Source organism: Hoskinsella mucinilytica (genome assembly GCF_045223415.1).
Classification (GTDB): domain Bacteria; phylum Bacillota_I; class Bacilli_A; order Erysipelotrichales; family Erysipelotrichaceae; genus Hoskinsella; species Hoskinsella mucinilytica.
Map to the genome: position 1 here is coordinate 1 of NZ_JBEQZJ010000028.1, position 21,789 is coordinate 21,789.

The following is a 21,789-nucleotide window of genomic DNA, read 5'->3' on the forward strand; positions in this document are numbered from 1 at the left end:
TAGAATTATATTGCAATAATAATGAAAATCTGAAAACATTAAATGTAGAAGGGGTTTCTGCTTTGCTATATTTGCGTTGTTCTGGTACCAGTATTAGTAATCTGGATGTCAGTAGCAATACTAATTTAAAAGAGTTAGGTTGCGATAATAATAAAAATTTAAAAACATTAAATGTAAAGGGAGCTTCTGTTTTGGTATATTTGGATTGTTCTAGTACCAGTATTAGTAATCTGGATGTCAGTAGCAATACTGCTTTAATAACCTTGTATTGCAATGATAATGAAAATCTGAAAACATTAAATGTAAAGGGGGCTTCTGCTTTAGAAGCGTTGGATTGTTCTAATACGAGTATTAGTAATCTGGATGTCAGTAGCAATACTGCTTTAAGTGCCTTGATTTGCAGTAATAATGAAAATCTGAAAACATTAAATGTAAAGGAAGCTTCTGCTTTGCAATTGTTGAATTGTTCTGATACTGGCATTAGTGGTCTGAATGTCAGTGAAAATAAAGAATTAGTATTCTTGTATTGTACGGATATAAGTTTTGCCTATTTGGATCTAGGGATAAATATAGGATTTACTGATTTAAATATGCTTACATCTGTAACAAAAGATTTGGCAGTTGCAGATAATTCGTTTCATATTGAAGATAAATTTGATGGTATTGATAAGAGTAAGATTACCATTATAAGTGGAGCAGATTATGATTCAGAAACTGGTATCGTAAGTAACTATACCGAAGGAACACCTATTGTCTATGAATATAAGTGTGGTATAGTGGAGGATAAAGAAATAACGTTAACGGTTACATTGAACGTTAAGGTTGGTATAGAAATCAATGAACAAAATTTTCCAGATGAAGGATTCAGAGATTGGTTAAAGAAACAAGATTATGGAACAGATGGTTTCATTACACAAGAAGAGATAGCAAATATAAAGAAAATTGATGTTTCTGAAAACAAAGATATTAAAAATTTGGCTGGCATTGGATATTTTTCTAATCTAACATGGTTGTATTGCAATAACACGGAAATCGAAAGTCTAGATGTCAGCAATAATGCTAAGTTAGAAACCTTGTATTGCGGCAACATGAGAATCGAAAGTCTAGATGTCAGCAACAATGCTAAGTTAGGAAATTTAGACTGCAGTAACAATAGAGAATTGAAAGCTTTGGAAATCAATGGTGCTTCTGCTTTAACATCTTTGAATTGTGACATGACGGCAATTACAAGTCTAGATGTTAGCAACAATACTAAGTTAGAAACTTTGTTTTGCAACAACAATCCAAAACTGGAAACTTTGAAAGTAAATGGTGCTTCTGCTTTAACAACCTTGTATTGCTACAGTACAGCAATCACTAGTCTGGATGTCAGTAACAATGACAATTTAAAATACTTATTTTGCATCAATACTCCTCTTGCCTATCTAAATTTAGGAACAAGTGCAAGTTTAACAACATTACAAATTCCAGCAAATGTAATATTGGGTTTAGATGTCACAGAAAATACGTTTCATATTGAAGATAAAATAAAAGGTATCGATAAGAGCAAGATCACAATTCAAAGTGGAGCAAGCTTAAATTCAGAAACAGGGATTGTTAGTGGTTATACTGCAGAAAGACCAATTGTATATGAATATGATTGTGGTATGGTAAAAGGTGAAAAACAAACTTTAACAGTAACATTGTACCTAAGTGGTTATTCAACTAGCTTAGAAATTAATGAAACTAATTTTCCAGATGAAGCATTTAGAAAATATTTAAAAGAAAATAAGACAATTAATCCTAATGGTGATGATATATTATCAGCTATAGAAATAGCTAAAGTAAATATGATTGATGTATCTAATAACAAAAACATTAAAAGTTTGACTGGTATTGAGTATTTTTCTAATTTAGATAACTTGTATTGCGATGGTACGAGCATAACCAGTTTGGATGTCAGCAACAATGCTAAGTTAGGAAATTTAGACTGCAGTAACAATAGAGAATTGAAAGCTTTGGAAATCAATGGTGCTTCTGCTTTAGCATACTTGGATTGCTCAAGCACAAGCATTAGTAATTTAGATGTCAATAATAATACCAATTTAGAAACCTTGTATTGCAAAAATAATAAAAACTTGAAAACTTTATATGTAAGTGGTGCAGTTGCTCTAGACACAATGGAGTGTTCTAATACAAGTATCATTAGTTTAGATGTTAGTAATAATAATAATTTAATAGCTTTAAATTGTATGAATGCTCCTCTTGCTTATCTAAATCTAGGCACAAACATGAACACACTACTATATTTCACATCAAACGTGATGTTGGATTTAGATGTCACAGAAAATACGTTTAAAATTGAAGATAAAATAAAAGGTATTGATAAGAGCAAGATCACTATTCAAAGTGGAGCAACTTTAGATTCAGCAACAGGAATCGTTAGTGGATATGAATATGGAATACCAATTGTGTATGAATATGATTGTGGTATGGTAAAAGGTGAAAAACAAACTTTAACAGTAACTTTGTACCTAAGTGGTTATTCAACTAGCTTAGAAATTAATGAAACTAATTTTCCAGATGAAGCATTTAGAAAATATTTAAAAGAAGATAAAACAATCAATCCTAATGGTGATGATATGTTATCAGCTACAGAAATAGCTAATGTAAAGATGATTGATGTTGCAGGTAAAAAAGATATTACTAACTTAACTGGTATTGCGAAATTTACTAATATGACTTTCATGTGTTGCGATAATACTAGTATTGAAAGTTTAGACGTTAGTAGTAATGAGAAATTGGAAAAATTGGTTTGCGCTAACAATAAAAACTTGAAAAATCTAAATGTAAGTGGAGCTACTAATCTAAGTATGTTGTATTGCTTTGATACTAATATCACTAGTTTAGATGTCAGCAATAATACTAATTTAAAAGATTTGGATTGCCACAACACTCCTCTAGCTTATTTGAATTTAGGGGCAAATCCAGGATTAATCACTTTATCCATACCAACATCCGTAACAATAGACTTGAACAAAGTAGATGACACATTTAATATCGGTGATAATTTTGCTGGAATTGATTTAAACAAAATTACCATCATAAGTGGCGCAACTTATGATTCAGAAACAGGGATTGTTAGTGATTATAATGCAGAAACCCCAATTGTTTATGAATATGATTGTGGTACAGCAGATAGTGTGAATCGGAAATTAACAGTTACGTTAAATATCACGTTTAAGAAAGATAGTAGTATTGAGATTAAGGAAAATTTAGATAAAACATATGATGAAAAACCTGTTAATGAAACACCTGAAGTTACTACATCAGGAAGTACAGGTGCAGTAACCTATATTTGGGAAAAGAAAATAAGTGATTCTAAATGGGAAAGTATAAAGGAAGCACCAATGAATGCAGGAACTTATCGTGTTACTGCTACAGTAGCTTCTGATGATAATTACAAGAAGGCTAGTTCAACAGCTAAAGAATTTACGATTTCAAAGGCAGAAAGTACGATTTCTATTATAGAAATATTAGATAAAACATATGATGGATCTAATGTAAATAAGAAGCCTTCTGTTAGTGTAATAGGAAGTTTAGGTGAAGTAACCTATACTTGGGAAAAGCAAACAAGTGATTCTAATTGGGAAAGTATCAATGAAGCGCCAATAGATGCAGGTACTTATCGTGTAACTGCTACTGTAGCTTCAGATGATAATTACAAGAAGGCTAGCTCAACTAAAGAATTTACGATATCAAAAGCAGAAAGTTCTATCGTTGTGACTGAATCTTTAGATAAGGTTTATAATGGTACTGCTGTAAGTAAAACACCAACAGTTACTACAAAGGGAAGTTCAGGTGCAGTAACCTATACTTGGGAAAAGAAAATGAGTGATTCTAAATGGGAAAGTATCAATGAAGCACCAACAGATGCAGGAACTTATCGTGTAACTGCTACAGTGGCTTCTGATGATAATTACAAGAAGGCTAGCTCAATCGCTAAAGAATTTACAATATCACAAGCAGAAAATAGTTGGACAAAAGAACTAGATATCAAAGATTGGACATATGGAAAGAGTCCTGTTAAGCCAAGTGCAACATCGAAATATGGAACTGTTAGCTTTACGTATAGTGATAGTAAAACAGGTGTATTTAAAAGCGATGTACCTGAAAATGCCGGAACATGGTATGTGAAAGCAAGCGTATCAGAAACAGATAATTACAAAGGTTTAGAAGAAGTGAAAGCATTCCAAATCGAAAAAGCTGAAGCACCTGCGATCGTGTTACCTCAGAATTTAAGTGGTGTATATCATAAGGAATTATCTAGTGTGAAATTACCGGAAGGTTGGAAATGGGCAGATGGCACACAGGAATTGACAGATGCTAGCACAAGTTATCAAGCATATGTGAAAGTAGATGATGAGAATTATGATTATAGTAAGGTATCAGGTTATCATAAGGATGGACATTATGTAGAATGTAGTTTGTCTGTGACGTTATCAAAGGCAGAAAATCGTTGGGTAAAAGAACCATCTATCAAGGATTGGACCTATCAGGAAGATGCTAGTAAGCCAAGTGCAAAAGCAGAATATGGGGATGTCGTTTATACGTATAGTAATGATCCAAATGGTGTATATACGACAGAGGTTCCTACAACTGCAGGAACATGGTATATGAAAGCAACGATCATCGCTTCAAAAGAATATACAGGATTGGATACGATCGTTAGCTTTAAGATATTACAAGCAGAACCAACCTATACGATACCAACCGGGTTACAGGCAACCTTTGGAGAAAGTCTAAAAGATGTGGAATTACCAACAGGATTTACTTGGGTAGAACCAGATGAAATGGTAGGAAGTGTAGGAAGTCATGAAGTTATCATAACTTATACACCACAGGATACGAATTATAAGGTAGTAACCGGAATCAAAGTAAATCTGAATGTAACTAAGGCTGATAATAAACTAATCGTACCTTTGTCAATGAAGGATTGGGTATATGGAGAAACACCATCGAAAGCTCAAGTTGGATTCTTATTTGGAACACCTCGATATTTGTATAGTGATCGTATGGATGGAGAGTATACAGATGTATTACCAACAAATGCAGGAACATGGTATGTGAAGGCAGTTGTGGAAGATAGTGAAGATTATGAAGGAATAGAAAGTGAAGTGGTATCCTTTGTGATCGAACCAAAGAGTGAAGTAAAGGTACCAGCGATCGATACAGATAAAGACTTAGAAGATATAAGATTGACAGATGGGGAAAAGGTATTGGTAGAAGGAATCGATTATGATATCACAACAGAGATTGATGGGGATAAGACAACCGTTATCATCACGATGAAAGGGAATTATACGGGAACGATCATAAAGACTTATACCAAACAAAGAAGTGATGAAGGAGTAATCAAAGATACAGGAGGAATAGCAGTAAATGGATTTAGGGCAATCCTGATGGCTATGTTAGCTGGAATCGCTACAATGTGGAAAGGGAAGAAACATAAGGATGAATAACATCATGAGGGCTCAACTTGTTGGATGACAGGTTGAGCTTTCTGTTAATGTATGCAAAAAATCGTCAATTCAAGTGAGAGTATGTTATACTTATATAAAAGGTGTAAACGCTAACATATTGGGTGTGTGAGAATATTTCATACAGGAGGTGTGATCGATGATGGATGAAACGATCAAAGGTAGTGCGGAAGTAAAACAAGATGGAAGTTATATCATCAATAAGCATCATCAAATCGTATATGCGGATATAGGATGTGAAACGGTGATGGATGAACAGATAGAACGTTCTTTGTGCTATCAGGAAATTCATGGAAGAAAAGAGCCTTGTCCTACATGTCCTGTGAAAATAAAAGAGAACGTCGGTGGAATACGGAAGTTGATCTATCATGAAAAATGGCAATGTTGGGTAGAGTGTACCAGTCTTCCAATTCAATGGCCGAACGAAGGGGAATGTATGCTTCTATATGTTCATCGATTGCTTAATCCTAAGCGTCAGATGTTTATCCATTTGAATGAAAATGTGAGATATGATGGGTTGATGGAATTTGATACATCTTATGATACGTATGAAATTTTATATCATGATGAACATAAGACTACATATAAAACCAAAGGAAAGTTACAACAACTGATAGAACAAATTTGTTTTCATCAGGTTTATCCGGAGGATCAAAAAGCGTTTCTTGATTTTTGGAATGTATCTGTAATGGGATTAAAGGTAAGTAAGCTTGGTTATCTGTCAGAAGAATTTCGTCTATTAGGTAAGGATCAAGAGTATCATTGGTTTTCCTTTTATATCAATCCCGGACAAAAGAGGTTGAAAGAAAATGTGTATTTATGCTTTATTGTTAATTCTGATAGGAAATATTTGATCGGTCATAAACAAATGGAGGATCAATTGTTTCAAATATTGGATCCTTTGACAGGGTTGTATAATACCTTGGCTTTTCAAAAACAGGTAAAACAATACTTAGCTCAGCATAGTGATGAAAGCTTTGGGATGGTATGTATCGATATTGAACATTTTAAGTTGTTTAATGATTGGTATGGTACCAAAGAAGGGGATAAGTTATTGATTTATATCGCCAATCAGATCAGACATAAAGTACATCATTGTGGGGGCATTGCGGCTCGTTTTGGTGGGGATGATTTTGTGATGTTATTACCACGATCTCAATGTGTGGGTTCCTTATTGGAATCAGAGATCATTACTTGGATGCAGAACTATGATAAGGATGTGAAATTCTTACCTGCTGCCGGTATTTATTTGATCAAAGATCAGACAATGTCTGTAACCTTGATGTGTGATCGTGCGATGCTTGCTTTGGATAGTGTAAAAGGTAATTATGCACAAAGAGTAGCGACGTATCATACGACAATGACGCAAAAGCTGGCTAATAATCAAGAGATATTGTTTGGGGTAAAACGTGGACTAGAAAACCACGAATTTGAAATTTATTATCAACCGCAATGTAGTGCCAGAACCAAGCGTATCATCGGTGCGGAAGCATTGGTACGATGGAATCATCCGAGCAAAGGGATTCTTCCACCAAGTGAATTTATCCCGATCTTAGAAAGCAGTGGATTTATTTCTAAGTTGGATTATTATGTTTGGGAAGAAGTGTGTCGTTTTCAACAAGATCGTATGAAACGGAATTTGGCAATCGTACCGATTTCAGTCAATGTTTCTCGTATGGATATTTATCAGTATCGCATCGATCAGGTTTTTTCCGAATTGATTGCGACCTATGGATTACATCCTAAGATGATTGAAATTGAAATTACGGAAAGTGTGTATACAGAAGATTATCAGCGTTTATTAGATGCGGTATCTGAATTAAGGACACTTGGCTTTACGGTCTTGATGGATGATTTCGGTAGTGGATATTCTTCTTTGAATATGTTGAAAGATATTGAGATAGATGTCTTGAAGATCGATATGAAATTTCTGGAAGTTACGGAATACAGTGCATTAAAAAGCAACGGTATTTTAGAATCCATTATTCAAATAGGGAAATGGCTTGGCTTAAGATTGATTGCGGAGGGTGTGGAAACAAAGGAACAGATGGATAATCTATTGCATCTGGATTGTGAATATATGCAAGGGTATTATTTTTATAAACCTATGCCGAAAGTTGAATTTCAAGCATTGCTTGCGAAGGAATTGTTAATTGATACCAGAGGAATCTTGGCAAAACGATTGCCGACGATCGGATTGCATGATTTGTTTCATAGAGATATTACAAGTGAGGCAATGCTCAGTAATATCTTAGGTGGCATTGCTTTATATGAAATCAGAGATGACCATCATTTATCTATACAAATGGTCAATGATTCTTATTATCGATTGACGGGATGTAATTCTGTGGATCTGGCTGAACGTCAAGATCAAATCATCAAACAAGTACATCCTGATGATGTGGATATCGTATGGGGAATTTTTCAACGGGCGCAGCAATCACCTACCCAAGAGGCAAGTGGTGTATTTCGACGCTATCGTTTGAATGGTGAAATGATGTGGATGCATCTTCGTGCCTTCTATCTTAGAAAACAAGGGAATAAGAAACTGTTTTATGGGGCTGTAAGAGATGATACCGAAATGATGAAGCTTCAAAAAGATATGTTAGCTTTGATCAATTCTATCCCAGGTAATATCGTAGAGTTAAGAGTGAAGGATGATAAGGTCATTTCCAGGCGTGTTGTTTGTGGTGGTCTATATGAACAGTATGGAATGGATAAAGATGCTTATAAAGCCTTTTTAGAGAGTAAAGATGCGATATCTATCTTACCTTGGAAGGAAAAGGATCATGTGATCGAACTAATGCAATCACCGAAACGTTGGGCTAAGGAAGGCAATATGGAATTGCAAACCATTGCGCCTAATGGAACCGTGGTATGGATCGAACAGCATATCAATGATATCGGAGAAGAAGATGGAATTAAGGTTTATAATCAGTTGTGGACAGATATTACACGTTTGAAACAACAAGAGGAAGCATTGAAAGAATCACAAACAGTATTACAGAATATTTTGGGAATTGTGGCACCTAGCACGACATCGAAGATGATGGCGAAAGAGAATAAAGAAAATGCAGCTTATTTATTTGCACAATCTGTACCTGGAGGTATGATCGGCGGATATTGTGAAGCGGGTTTCCCTTTATATTTTGCAAATGATGAAATCATTAAGTTGATGGGTTATGATTCCTATCAAGATATGTATGATCATATTGACGGACTTGTGGAACATACGATACATCCGGATGATAGGGCAAGTGTTGCGAAAGATATCGGAGGATCCTTTTATGAAGGATTGGAATATACGACACGTTATCGAATGCTTTGTAAAGATGGCAGTTGGCTTTGGGTCATTGATAAAGGAAGAGTGGTGCAGGCAGAGGATGGAAGACTTGCCATCATATCTTGTTGTATCGATATTACAGAAACGACCAATACTCAAATGATGTTACAAGAGGCAAGAGAGGATGTTACTTTATTGAATTCTCTTGTGCCCGGAGGATATCATCAATGTTATCAGACACCGGAATTTGATTTGAGAACGGTATCGGATCGCTTTTTATCCATGCTGGGTTTTAGCAGAGAAGATTTACAAACCCGCTTTCAAATGAAGTACTTATATATGGTCGTACCTGAGGATCGTGAGAAGCTCACGAAGGTGGATGATATAAAAAATCAAAGTGATGATTTATTTGTTGCGGAATATCGTATTTATACAAACAATGGAACGATGTGGGTCAGAGATCAGACCAGATTGATCCAACATCAACAGGAAAGCTACTATGCCGGAATCATTGAAGATATAGATGATCTGATTCATATGCAGGAAAAGATCGAAGCAATCGTAGCGAATACTCCAGGAGATGTGTTTAGCTTTGAGGGTATGAAATTTACTTATCATAGCTATAACCTGGCAAAAGTGATGGGATATGAAAATGAAGAGTATAAACAACTGATCATAGGAACCAAGGGTAGTTATTTTACAGATCCAAGAGATCGTAAGATGGTCAAAGATGCGGTGGCACATGCTATAAAAGAACAAAGAGATTTGGATATCGTATTTCGATCACTTGCGAAAGATCATTCCACAAGATACATTCATATGAAAGCAACCTATTGTGGAATGAGCTCATATGGTGCTCTTTATTATGGTATTATGATCGATGCAACAGCAACGATATTAAAAGATCAAGAATTGAAAATTTCTCAACAAATGTTTGATAGTATCATTCATCAAGCCGCAATTGATGTTTGGGAATATGATGTAAAAAAAGATCGCTTATCCATGAGCAAAGAAGCATTGCGTCAAATCAGTGAGGTCATACCACCTACGATGGTAGAAGTTCATGGCAATTATCTATTGGATCATTTTATGGAACAGATGGAGCATAAAGAGCGGTTTTTACCTAAGACATATCATCTCTTATCTTTGTTGCAGGAAAATCTACAACAAGAAGATGTGAGCGAGACCATTGTGGATCTTTCTGTATATGATGAAAAAAAGCTTTGGCTCAAGATGACTTGTGAAAGGATTTATGATGATGAGGGACAGTTTGTGAAATCCATCGGTTATTTTCAAGATGTGAGTGAGCAAATGGAAAAAGAAGAGCTTGCGTTAGAGGAAAAGAAATATGCCCAATTTGATTCGTTGACCGGTATTTATAATCGAAGAATGGGCGAAATCTTGATTCAAAATGCATTGGCTCAAAAGCAAGAGCAACATTGGGCTTTGTTGATGATTGATTTAGATGATTTTAAACATATCAACGATCGTTATGGTCATATCATAGGCGATCATGTATTGAAAATGGTCGCATCCTGTATCCAAAAGGTCATAAAGATGGAAGAGGATGTATTCTGTAGATTAGGTGGAGATGAGTTTTTGATCTTTACCCATACCAATGATTTAGATGCTTTACATGAATTGATCAATGATATTCAAACAAGTATCAAAGAAAACGGACATGGCGATCAAAGGATAGCATTATCGATCGGAATCGCTTTAGCACCTCAACATGGTTCTGATTTTTATGACCTGTATCGACATGCGGACAAAGCTTTATATGAAGCAAAAACAAAAGGAAAACATCAATCCTGTATCTATGAGCAATCTTTTGATAAAGATTGACTTATTCCTTGTTTTGTGGTCTAATAAACACGTACAAAAAATGGGGTGCCGATGATGGCTGAGATTGGATCTTTACGATCCTGACCCAATGAACCTGATACGGATAATGCCGACGAAGGGATTTTATTGTGACTTAGGATAGATACAACCACGATAGAGAACTTAAAAAAAGCTGAACACCGTAGCAGGCGTACAGCTTTTTTTGCATATACGAGGAGGATGAAGATGAATTACACAACACAGATGGATGCCGCTAGAAAGCATATCATCACAAAAGAAATGGAAGCTGTAGCTGCTTATGAACAAATGGATATACAAGATGTTTTAACTTATGTAGCGAAAGGACAAATCGTCATACCTGCGAATAAGCGCCATACTTGTTTAAAACCTTATGGAATCGGACGAATGTTGAAAACGAAAATCAATGTAAATCTTGGAACAAGCAAGGATTGTTTGGATCTTGATATGGAAATGGAAAAGGTTCATCATGCGATCGATATGGGCGCAGAAGCAATCATGGATCTAAGCTCTTTTGGAGATACAAGAGCGTTTCGTAAGAAATTGACACAAGAATGTCCTGCAATCATAGGAACCGTACCGATTTATGATGCGGTAGTTTATTACCATAAGGCATTAAAGGATATCACGACACAGGAGTGGATCGATGTCTTTCGTATGCATGCACAAGATGGTGTAGATTTTATGACGATTCATTGTGGTATCAACAAACGAACTGCGCAAAGATTTAAAGAAAATAAAAGGATCACCAATATTGTATCTCGTGGTGGTTCTATCATCTTTGCTTGGATGGAACTTACCGGAAACGAAAATCCGTTTTATGAGCGATATGAGGAAGTGTTGGAAATATGCCAAGCATATGATGTTACCTTAAGTCTTGGGGATGCATGTCGCCCGGGCTGTATTGAGGATGGAAGTGATATATCACAAATTGAAGAATTGGTTACCCTTGGTGAATTGACAAAGCGTGCATGGGAAAAGAATGTACAGGTCATCATTGAAGGACCTGGTCATATGCCATTGAATCAGATTCAGGCTAATATGGAAATTCAAAATACCATTTGTCAAGGAGCACCGTTTTATGTGCTTGGACCGATCGTTACCGATATCGCACCGGGTTATGATCATATCACTGCGGCCATTGGCGGAGCAATTGCGGCAACCTATGGTGCTAGCTTTTTATGCTATGTAACTCCTGCAGAACATTTACGTTTACCGAATGTAGATGATGTGAAAGAGGGAATCATTGCATCTAAGATTGCGGCACATGCGGCAGATGTTGCCAAAGGTGTCAAAGGGGCAATCGATTGGGATCATAAGATGGCCTTAGCTAGAAGAAATCTTGATTGGGAAGCTATGTTTGATACTGCCATTGATCCGGAAAAAGCAAGACGATATCGTAAAGACAGCACACCGGAAAGAGAAGATACTTGTACGATGTGTGGAAAAATGTGTGCGATTCGTAATATGAATAAGATACTAAATGGAGAAAATGTAACGATCATGGAGGAAGAAGCCTAGTGCTTCTTTTTTTCATGCATGAGAAAAATATGAATTTCGTGTGACTATTTTGTTACTGTGATACTTTATACTAAGAATAGAATTGATAAGAAACTTTAAATGAATGAGAGGAAATGATCCTATGAAGAAAATAGTAATGGTTACAACAGCAGCTTTTCTGCTTCTATTTCTGGTTTATCAAGGCTCCATGGCATTCTTCCATGCGGAAACGCAAGTTGGCGCTAATATCAGTGCGGGAAGCTTAGGTATTGAGCTAGTGCAAGATAGTCAAGATGAAAAAGCTGTGAAAACCGAAGATGGTATACAGATTGCATCTGTGATGCCAGGTGATGAAATCGATAGCAGTGCATATATCAAAAACGTAAAGGATCACACCCTTTATGTCAGAGTAACCGCAACGAAATATTGGGAAGATGCTATTGGTACTAAATTACCCGATGCGGATGCTTCCTTGATTACATTAAATACCAAGGATACAAAGAATTGGATCATCAAAGATGATGCTGAAAACTCTAATTCAGAGAATGTGTATTTCTATTATCGTTTACCGATCAAAGCAAATGAAATCTCTACGAACCTGATGGACGCAATTAAGATCAGTTCAAAACTGAGTGATGAAACCTATCATGATTATCGCATTGCGTTAACCTTAGAAGTCGATGCAGTACAAAGTATTTCCGGAACAGACGCTGTCTTATCTGAATGGGGAGCTGATATCGAATTGGATGCAGATGGAAACATCTTATCCGTAGATGATTGATGATTTGATAAAGGAGGAACGAGAATGAAAAAGAATAAATACTTCCTTGTAGCTTTCCTAGCCATGGCGATGTTTCTAACACCGATTCACGCTGAGGAATCTGATGGAAACATGGGCTTGACCTTTGAGGGAGACAGTGAGAAATTCATTACGTATGAACAAAACAGTGCATATGAAAATATGGCTCCCGGTGAAGAACGATTACAGGAAATCAAACTGACAAATGAAGATTACAGAGAAATGAAGTTTTATGTAAGAAGCGAATATACCAAACCACTAGGTGAAGGAATCGCAAATGAAGAAATCGCATATGATATCGAATTTTCAAATAATGGAGAAACCTTCTATACAGGTAAAATCGGTGGTATGAACAAGAGCAATATGGAATCTCTTGAAAACAATTATTTATTAAAGACATTAAAACAAGGAGAATCCACAACTGTGATGATGAAGATCAAAGTCGATGGAGATTCTATGGATAATACTTATCAAAATACACAAGGTATGTTGAATTTAATATTCTCAGTGGAATATGAAGAAAATACACCGATTGAAAAGGTCGTAACCGTTGTAAAGAAAATTCCGGTAATCAATCAGATTCCCGGTGTCAATACAGGTGATACGACGACCATCGGTATGATCCTTGGCTTATTTACAGCAAGTATCGTTGTATTGATTCTATTGGTAGTTTCAAAATTAAGAAAAAGAAAGGATGAGGAGCATGAAAAAGTATCATAACATAATAAAAGCTTTCACAGGATTATTGATGGCATGTATGTTCCTCTTTCCTGTCACCATAACAAAGATTCAAGCTGCTGAATATGAAATCGTGTTTAAGGCCGGTGCTCATGGCACGGTCAATGGTCAAAAAGAAGTTTCCTATCGTTTATCAACAAATGATGTTTTCCCGGATGAGCCGGTTGTTACTGCACAAGAAGGCTATGTATTCAAAGGATGGAACAAAGAACTTCCTGATGTCGGATCAAAAGTAAGTGGAAAAACAGTTTATGTTGCGAAATATGGTGTTGTGATCAATGGTGTTACTTATACCGTACGCTATGTAGATGAAAATAAAACAGATATCGCAACTCCGAAAACAATGCTTGGAGAACAAGGCAGTAGTATTACGGAACGTGCGAAAACAGTAGCCGGATATACGTATCAACAAAGCGAACAGACCTTTACCTTAACCAATGAAATGGAAATTCAGTTTGTTTATACTTTAACCAATCCTAACGAAGTCATTCGTTATGAAACGATAACCGAAGAAGAAATAATCAACCAGGTTCAAAATCAACAAACCCCAAATAATACGCCGGTTGTAACGCCAAATCCTGAAGGCGATCAAACGGAAATAAATATTCCCGATAATGATCAGCCACAAGATGATGGACAAGATGAACCAGGTGATGAGGATGAAGTAGATATTCCTGACAACGAGCAACCACAATCTGATGGTAGAGGACCAAGTTATGCTACCATTGCAAGTATTGGTGGATTAGCCATCCTTCTTGGTGGTTTGGTGTTCTTCTATTTCGTTAAGAAAAATAAAGAACAAGCAGCAGAAGAATAAGAAATCAAACAACACAGCTGTCAAATAAAACTTGATAGCTGTGTTTCTTTCATAAAAGGATAGGTATCACAAGGCTTTCCTTGATTATGAAAGCGTTGTGTGAGAAAATAGAAACAGAAATATACGTGGAGGTAATGTTATGTTAAAGAAAATATGCAATGCGTTCATTGGTGTCATCATTGTATGCCTGTTGATCATTGCTTCAGCTTTGTTGTTACCGGGACTATTCGGTTATCAAAGCTTTGCGGTCATCAGTGGTAGTATGGAACCGGGTATCCCTGTAGGATCGATCGTATATGCAAAAGAAGTTCCTTTTGATGATTTAAAAACAGGTGATATCATTAGTTTCACTGTATCAGGTAATACCAAAGTAACGCATCGTATTCAAGGAATAGATAAGGAGCATCAATCCTTCACTACTAAGGGAGATGCAAATAATGTAGAGGATGGAGATCCTGTTAGCTATCAGAATGTGATAGGAAAAGTCGCTTTGTCTATTCCATTCTTAGGTTATTTAAGTGTTTATATCAAAACACCAATCGGTATCGCAGTTGCTTGTGGTGTTGTCTTTGTATTATTGATCTTGAATTTTCTTCCAGAAGTTGTGGAAAAGGATAAAAAGAAGGAATAAACATTGTGAGCATTTCCATGAAAGTGTCATTCACTTATGGGAATGCTCTTTTATTATGTAAATCAAAAATAGAGTTGGTATGACCATGTTGTTACCATTTCGTTATAAACTGGTATTGTAAAAAGAAAGAAACGATAAAATTTTTAAAGGAGAAGATGAAGATGAATAAGAAAAAATTAACAGTTATGGTAACAAGTTTGGCATTAGTTGGATTGATTGGTGTAGGAGCATCCCTTGCTTATTTTACTGATCAGGATTCAGCAACCAATATCATTACAATGGGACATGTAGATATTGATTTAACAGAACCTAATTATCCAGGTAATGATACAGAAGGAAAAATTGAAAATGTAAAACCAGGCGATGAAATTGTAAAAGACCCTACCATCACAGTACAACAGGGATCTGAAAATTCTTATGTAAGAGCAAAAATTACAGTTGAAGGTCTTGATGAGGAACATGCAAATTTATTACTTGCGAAAAATGAGGATGGAAGCTATGTCTATTTAAATATCAATACCAATGATTGGTTAGAATCTGATGGATATTTCTATTATGTAGGCGATGCAGGTAATGGAAAAGATGGCGTTTTAAAAGCCGGACAATCTGTTGAGTTATTTACTACTGTTACGATTCCTGGATTAGGTTGGGGCAATGAAATGGCGGATAAGAGCTTTAGTATCTTGGTAAGTGCAGAAGCAATCCAGGCTGCGAACTTCGAGCCTAGCACAAACAATGGTGTTTATGGATGGTTTGAAAACGGAACAAGCATCACACCTGAAACTTATAACAAGTAAAACAACTTATGAAGAGGCGAGAAATCGTCTCTTTTTCTATGTTTCGGTTATTTTTTGTTCTATTGTAATAAAAAAAGAAATGGTTGTGACCAGTGCGTGACTGTTTGATGTTATCATATACATGTAAAAATAGTAAAACAACAGATACCTTGTTAGAATGAATGAGTGAAAAAGGTACTCTGAAAGGAGAACATCATGGAAAATACCAAAAAAATTTATAAATATGTCATCTCAATGATTTGCTTACTCATGGTATTTACAACTATGAATAGCAATCTGTTATATGCACAAGAAGATGAGGCTACAACGTATGCTACAGGTGGTCAATTAGATACGGTTAGTAATAAAAAAGATAATATCACGTTGAATCTTTTTGACTATTCAACAGGAAATACAGAAAATGTAGGTGATTTGAATAATGTTGGTATCAATAAAGATCATATCATGAAATTCAGAAATTTTATGAATTCAAGTACGGATGTACGTCTACCAATGAATGATTATACAGGAAGTAAAAGTCCAAGACAAAACATTGTTAGTAATGAGTTAGATGAAAAAGGTTATCCAAGATTAAATAAAAACGGTGAATCTTTATCATATCTGTTTGATACAACTGAGCAAGCAGAGGGAAAACAAACGTATAGTGATATGGATCATCTGTTTACGAAAGATAAAGATGGTTATTATATCTTTGATAGTAATAAAAGTTATGCAGAAGCAAATACTGCTCAAAAAACATTTAATGTTTATGAAAACACAGGCTTAAAAGTTTTCTATCCTTTTGATAAATATACAGAAATATTGAAAAAAAGTTTGGGTACTACAAATACAGGATATCGTTATTTAAGTGCTGATAATGCCAATCATTATTTTGGTTTAACAATGTCAGCTACCTTCTATCAACCTAAAGAAGGGCAGATTGATGGTAAGGATATGATATTTGAATTTTCCGGAGATGATGATGTTTGGGTATTTATTGATGGAAAGCTAGTATTGGATTTAGGTGGTATTCATGATGCAACAAGCGGATCCATTAACTTCAAAACTGGAGTAGTTAGGGTAAATGGTAACGAGCAAAAAGATAAACAATTGAATAAGGAAGATTTTGGGGATTATAGCCAGCATACCATTGATTTCTTTTATTTAGAAAGAGGAAATTATGCTTCAAATTGTGAATTAAAGTTTAATCTTCCTACCATTCCTAAGAATTCTGTTATCGTCACAAAGGAGATAGAAACAGAAAAAGGTCAAAGTGTAAATTATGGCCAAAATATTGATTTTGAATTCAATATCAAAAAACAAGGTGAAAATCTTGTAAATACAGATTATACGATTGAAGCAAACGGTACTACCATTGGAAAAGGAACAACAGATGGTAATGGTAATTTTACATTAAGACATGGACAAAGTGCAGTGTTTGAAGGCTTTTATGCAAATGAGTATTATGAAGTAACGGAAATCGGTGCTTCTCTGGAAGGCTATAAAGTAACAGTAAATGAAACGAAAGTTGAAATAAAAGATAGTCAAGGTGAGCTTGTCGGTTATAAAAAAGCTGCATCATCAGGTGTGGTATCTGTTGATGAAGAATCTTCTTTGACATTCAAGAATATTGTAAAAGAAACTGCAGAATTAGATATCAAAAAGCAATTAGCAGAAGGTGAAACAGATACAGATAAAGAATTCTTGATTCAGTTAAAGTTAAATGGCGAACTTTATGACGGTACCTATAATATAGGAGAATCTAAATATATACAGGCAAAAAACGGTATTATCAAATTAAAAGCAAATCAAACCGCATCTATTTCAGGCTTACCTTATGGCGCAAGCTTTGAAGTACAAGAGGTATTAGATGGAACATATCTTCCTTCTTATGACGTAAGCGGTGATTCATATGATAAAATATCAGGTGACTATGCTGAAACAGAATTCGCATATGGTAAAATTGCAGGTGATAGTTCTGTGACCGTTACCAATAAGAAAATAGATATCAAAGATGATAAAACAAGTGTTAGTGTTACAAAGACTTGGAAAAATTCTGAAAAATACGATTTACCAGAAAGTATTGAAGTGACTTTATATGAAGATATTGATCAGAATGGTAAGGTGGATACTACAGATAAAGCCATAGATAAAGATGTATTGAATGCAGAAAATAACTGGAATAAAACATGGAATGGGCTTGATGGTAACAAGCAATATGTAGTGGAAGAGAAATATCCGGATGGCTATCAGCAAGTTAGTGTAACACAAAGTAATAGTGTAAAAGATATTAAAGTGGTTTCTAAAGACGTTGGTGTTCAAAAATCATTGAAATATCGTATTGGAGAAAATAACTTAGTATTAGCAAAATCCAATAACAAATACGTTATTTGGACAGCTGTAGATTTAAACTTAAACAATAGCCAGAAACAAGCAGTTATCAATGAAATCAACAAATTGAATTTAACTAGCAAATTAACAACAAATAAAGTAAATTTCGTATATGGATCAAATGGTGTTGAATATACACCAGATGATGCACAAGGAACATTATCCTTCTCTGGTTCAGCTTGGGAAAGTTTCTCAGTTATGACTTATGCTCGAAACATTGATGTTCAGATGGTCAATACACTGGATACTGACAAAAAGACATCTCTAACAGTAGAGAAAGCATGGGTTGGAGATAATGAAGAAACCAGACCAGATTCTATTACCGTTGAGCTTTTGAAAAACGGTGTAGAAACCGGTGAAACAGCAACGATAAAAGCTGATAAAAATGGTAACTGGACGCATACCTTTGAAAATTTAGACTATTACGGTCTAAAAGATGGAAACTATATTGTCAATCAATATTCTGTAAAAGAAACTAAAATCGGAGATAAAATTGTTGTTGATGATGCTGGAAATGGCTATGTTGTTACTGTTGGAGAGATAAAGGATCAAGTTGTGACGATAACCAATAAACAGCAGCTAGGTTCTTTGAAGATCATCAAATCCATTGATAATGCAGATTATCCACTTGGTGGTCCGATCTTCACATTTAAGATCACTGATAGTCATGGAAATGTATATTATCGTACCCTTCGATTTGAAGAAGGCGATGGATATACTAAGGAAACCGTGATTGAAGATCTTCCATTAGGAACAGCAACTGTTGAAGAATTGGATACCATCAGATATACTTGTACATCTGAAGTGAAACAATCTGTAAAAGTTGTATATCCAGAAGGTGCAGAAGTTAAATATACAAATAAATTAACGAATGATGATGATTTCTCTCATACCGATGTTGTAGAAAACTTCTTCACCGTGAATGAAGATGGTAGTGTGACAATTGAAAAAAAATTAACAAAAAATGCATCAGTAACTGAAGAGAAAAAAGATGTTAAGTTTAATTTCACAGAGTCACTTCCTGAAATGGTATTAAGAGGAAAAATGTTGCTATCTAGCGTATTAAAGGGGGTAGAGTAAGATGAAGTTATCAAAAACACATGCAAAAATTAAAATTATCTTACCTCTTTTCCTAGTATTAGCACTAGCGACGGTTGGTTTGACGTATGCATATTTAAAGGCGAATACTTCAAATTTAAGAAACACCTTTACGGTAGGTGAAATTACAACGGTAATTGAAGAAGATCCTTCCATTGATACAACAATTCATAAAAATCCAAGTGTTAAAAACACAGGGAAAAATGATAGCATCATTCGAATGAGAGTGACCATTTCTCCTAGTAAGATCGAAGAATTTTTAGTGAAAAATAACTCTATCAATTATGATAGTAAAACTTGGGTTTATAATAAAGCAGATGGCTTCTGGTATTATCAAGGAGTTGTAAAACCGGGCAAGAGTACTACATCATTGTTCACAGAGGTCAAAGGTCTAATCAAAGATGGAAAGATCATTGAGGAATTCAAAGATGTGAAGGATTTCCAAATCACGCTATATCAGGAGGCAGTACAAGCAACTGTATGGAATGAAGATGGAGAAACATTATCAGCATTGGGTAACAACAATCTTTATAATCAAAATAAAGCGAATAAAATATGGGCGTTGTATAAAGGAAATTAAGGAGTTAAGAAGTGAAGCTTTTGATGTAAGAATCAATTGCTTCACTTTTTTTATATGTGATGTCATTTATTTGTCACATGATAAGAAATGGTCATATAAGAAGAAAGTTTAAATGAAGTTGATATTACTTTTGTGTGACCAAAAGGTTATATACTTTAAGTGTAAGATGAAGGAAGGGTAATAAGACCTTCATCCTGAATAAAACTTCTACTAGTTATGAGAGATGGTATCTAAAATGCTTAGAGATCAGACGTCAATCCCAGGTGAGGAAGGACCCTCTTTCATAAAGAGTAAAAACAAACAAACAAAAAGAAAGAAAAAGCGGAGGATACAAATATGAAAAACAAGAGAATTGCGACATTATTATTATCATTAGGTTTGGTTGGTGCTATCGGCACAGGAGCTACATTGGCTTATTTAAGTGACACTACAGATGTCTTGACAAATACATTTACATTCGTTGAAAAGGGTATCGATATTAATTTATGGGAAACAAAAGTTGATTCAGATACACATATTCCAAGCAAAACTGACAAAGTGGTTGCTGGCACAAATGCAGGAAACAGTTATAACAATGTTGTAGCTAATGAAGTATTGACAAAGAATCCAACAATCGATGTAACAGCTAATTCTGTAGATTGCTATGTATTTGCTTCTATTGATGCAGCAAAAAGCAATGTTGAAATTGTAGATTTAAGTAAAGACTGGAAAGTAGTTAGTAAAGAAGGTAACACAACATATTATGTATATGCTAAAAACGGAGGAGATCCAACGTTAGTAACAAAATCTGATAAAGATCAGACATTAACTGCTTTATTTACAAAGGTAAAAGTAAGCGATGTAACTGAATTAGCAGACTTAAGTGCTGATGATATCGTGATCAAAGCTTCTGCAGTACAGGCTGAAAAAGTAGATGGTGCATTAAGCTATAGTACTGATGTACAAAAAGCAGGTTTGGCATTGTTGAAATAATCTATAATGATTTGAAAGTGGTATCGCAACGATATCGCTTTTTTTGTAATAATTTAGGTGATGTTACTTTGATGTGACTGTGCTTCTATAGAATAGATATGAAAAAGGGATGGTACAATGAAGGAAATGAAGAAGAATGATGGTGCTACGTTTATCGTAGAAATAAAAAGTCAAGTAAATCATAGCTGGCAAGGAAAGCTAACATGGGTAGATCAAAAAGAAACAAAGCATTTTCGTAGTGCTTTAGAAATGATCAAAATGATCGATTCTGTGGTGAGTGATGATGAAGAAAATTAAGTATTGTAATATTCTTGCCTATGTGATGTTTCTTTTATTGATTCTTTGTATTTCACCCTTCATTGTTCCTAAAGTGTTTGGTTATGAGCCATATGGTATCTTAAGTGATAGTATGGAACCTCATATCAAAACTGGTAGTGTTGTGTATGTAAAGTCATGTCAACCATCAGAGGTTGAAACAGGAGATGTGATTACCTTTAAAACAAGTGTACAAAATAATGCTGTCGCAACCCATCGAGTAGTGTTGAATGATCAAAATAATGCATCCTTTGTGACAAAAGGCGATCATAATGAAGAAGCTGATGCGATACCGGTCAGCTATGAACGTTTGCTTGGTAAAGTAATGGTAAGCATACCGTTTCTTGGAACACTTTATTTATGGATCGTGTCTGCATTAGGTATGGCAGTATGTACGTTTACATTGATCATGATCATGGTGTTATGGTATTTTGTATGGAAATGGAAAAAGGACGTAAAAAGGTAATATGAAGAGGCATTTTTGAACGTAGAATGTCTTTTTTTATA

13 protein-coding genes and 1 riboswitch are annotated in these 21,789 nt (G+C 35.1%); all 13 genes read left to right on the plus strand.

What is annotated here, in order from left to right; genetic code table 11:
• The first annotated feature begins 62 nt into the window (after positions 1-62).
• The 13 genes from UGRO018_RS11170 (at position 63) to UGRO018_RS11230 (ending at position 21,748) form a co-directional block, all read left to right on the plus strand.
• Positions 63-5,501 (plus strand): MBG domain-containing protein, encoded by a 5,439-nt coding sequence (locus UGRO018_RS11170; RefSeq protein ID WP_416326567.1) that lies wholly within the window; start codon positions 63-65, stop codon positions 5,499-5,501.
• Between the two features lie 157 nt (positions 5,502-5,658).
• Complete coding sequence (locus tag UGRO018_RS11175; RefSeq protein ID WP_416326568.1) at positions 5,659-10,647, plus strand: diguanylate cyclase domain-containing protein; 4,989 nt, start codon at positions 5,659-5,661, stop codon at positions 10,645-10,647.
• A gap of 31 nt (positions 10,648-10,678) precedes the next feature.
• Positions 10,679-10,785: riboswitch (TPP riboswitch) on the plus strand.
• Positions 10,786-10,872: 87 nt separating this feature from the next.
• On the plus strand, positions 10,873-12,186 hold the full coding sequence (gene thiC / locus UGRO018_RS11180) for a phosphomethylpyrimidine synthase ThiC (RefSeq protein ID WP_416326569.1): 1,314 nt from the start codon (positions 10,873-10,875) through the stop codon (positions 12,184-12,186).
• 121 nt (positions 12,187-12,307) lie between these two features.
• Entirely contained in the window at positions 12,308-12,946 is a 639-nt protein-coding gene (locus tag UGRO018_RS11185) for a hypothetical protein (RefSeq protein ID WP_416326570.1), read from the plus strand.
• Positions 12,947-12,970: 24 nt separating this feature from the next.
• The gene (locus tag UGRO018_RS11190; RefSeq protein ID WP_416326571.1) at positions 12,971-13,684 is read left to right on the plus strand and encodes a hypothetical protein; all 714 of its coding nucleotides are present in this window, start codon (positions 12,971-12,973) and stop codon (positions 13,682-13,684) included.
• The gene (locus UGRO018_RS11195; protein ID WP_416326572.1) at positions 13,668-14,519 is read left to right on the plus strand and encodes a MucBP domain-containing protein; all 852 of its coding nucleotides are present in this window, start codon (positions 13,668-13,670) and stop codon (positions 14,517-14,519) included. Before UGRO018_RS11190 ends, UGRO018_RS11195 begins: the two co-directional genes overlap by 17 nt.
• Positions 14,520-14,658: 139 nt before the next feature.
• Positions 14,659-15,150: a signal peptidase I gene (locus UGRO018_RS11200; RefSeq protein WP_416326573.1), complete on the plus strand. Its 492-nt coding sequence runs from the start codon at positions 14,659-14,661 to the stop codon at positions 15,148-15,150.
• A 161-nt stretch (positions 15,151-15,311) separates the two neighbouring features.
• Positions 15,312-15,947: a TasA family protein gene (locus UGRO018_RS11205; RefSeq protein ID WP_416326574.1), complete on the plus strand. Its 636-nt coding sequence runs from the start codon at positions 15,312-15,314 to the stop codon at positions 15,945-15,947.
• A gap of 195 nt (positions 15,948-16,142) precedes the next feature.
• Positions 16,143-19,397, plus strand: coding sequence for a DUF7601 domain-containing protein (locus UGRO018_RS11210; RefSeq protein ID WP_416326575.1), 3,255 nt, complete (start codon positions 16,143-16,145; stop codon positions 19,395-19,397).
• A gap of 1 nt (position 19,398) precedes the next feature.
• Positions 19,399-19,995 (plus strand): signal peptide protein, encoded by a 597-nt coding sequence (locus UGRO018_RS11215; RefSeq protein WP_416326576.1) that lies wholly within the window; start codon positions 19,399-19,401, stop codon positions 19,993-19,995.
• A gap of 336 nt (positions 19,996-20,331) precedes the next feature.
• Entirely contained in the window at positions 20,332-20,967 is a 636-nt protein-coding gene (locus UGRO018_RS11220; RefSeq protein ID WP_416326577.1) for a SipW-dependent-type signal peptide-containing protein, read from the plus strand.
• Between the two features lie 117 nt (positions 20,968-21,084).
• Positions 21,085-21,264 carry a hypothetical protein gene (locus UGRO018_RS11225; protein ID WP_416326578.1) on the plus strand — a complete coding sequence of 60 codons (180 nt, stop codon included), beginning with the start codon at positions 21,085-21,087 and terminating at the stop codon, positions 21,262-21,264.
• Positions 21,251-21,748, plus strand: a complete 498-nt coding sequence (locus tag UGRO018_RS11230) for a signal peptidase I (RefSeq protein WP_416326579.1) — start codon at positions 21,251-21,253, stop codon at positions 21,746-21,748. The genes UGRO018_RS11225 and UGRO018_RS11230 overlap by 14 nt, the downstream gene beginning before the upstream one ends.
• Positions 21,749-21,789 lie beyond the last annotated feature (41 nt).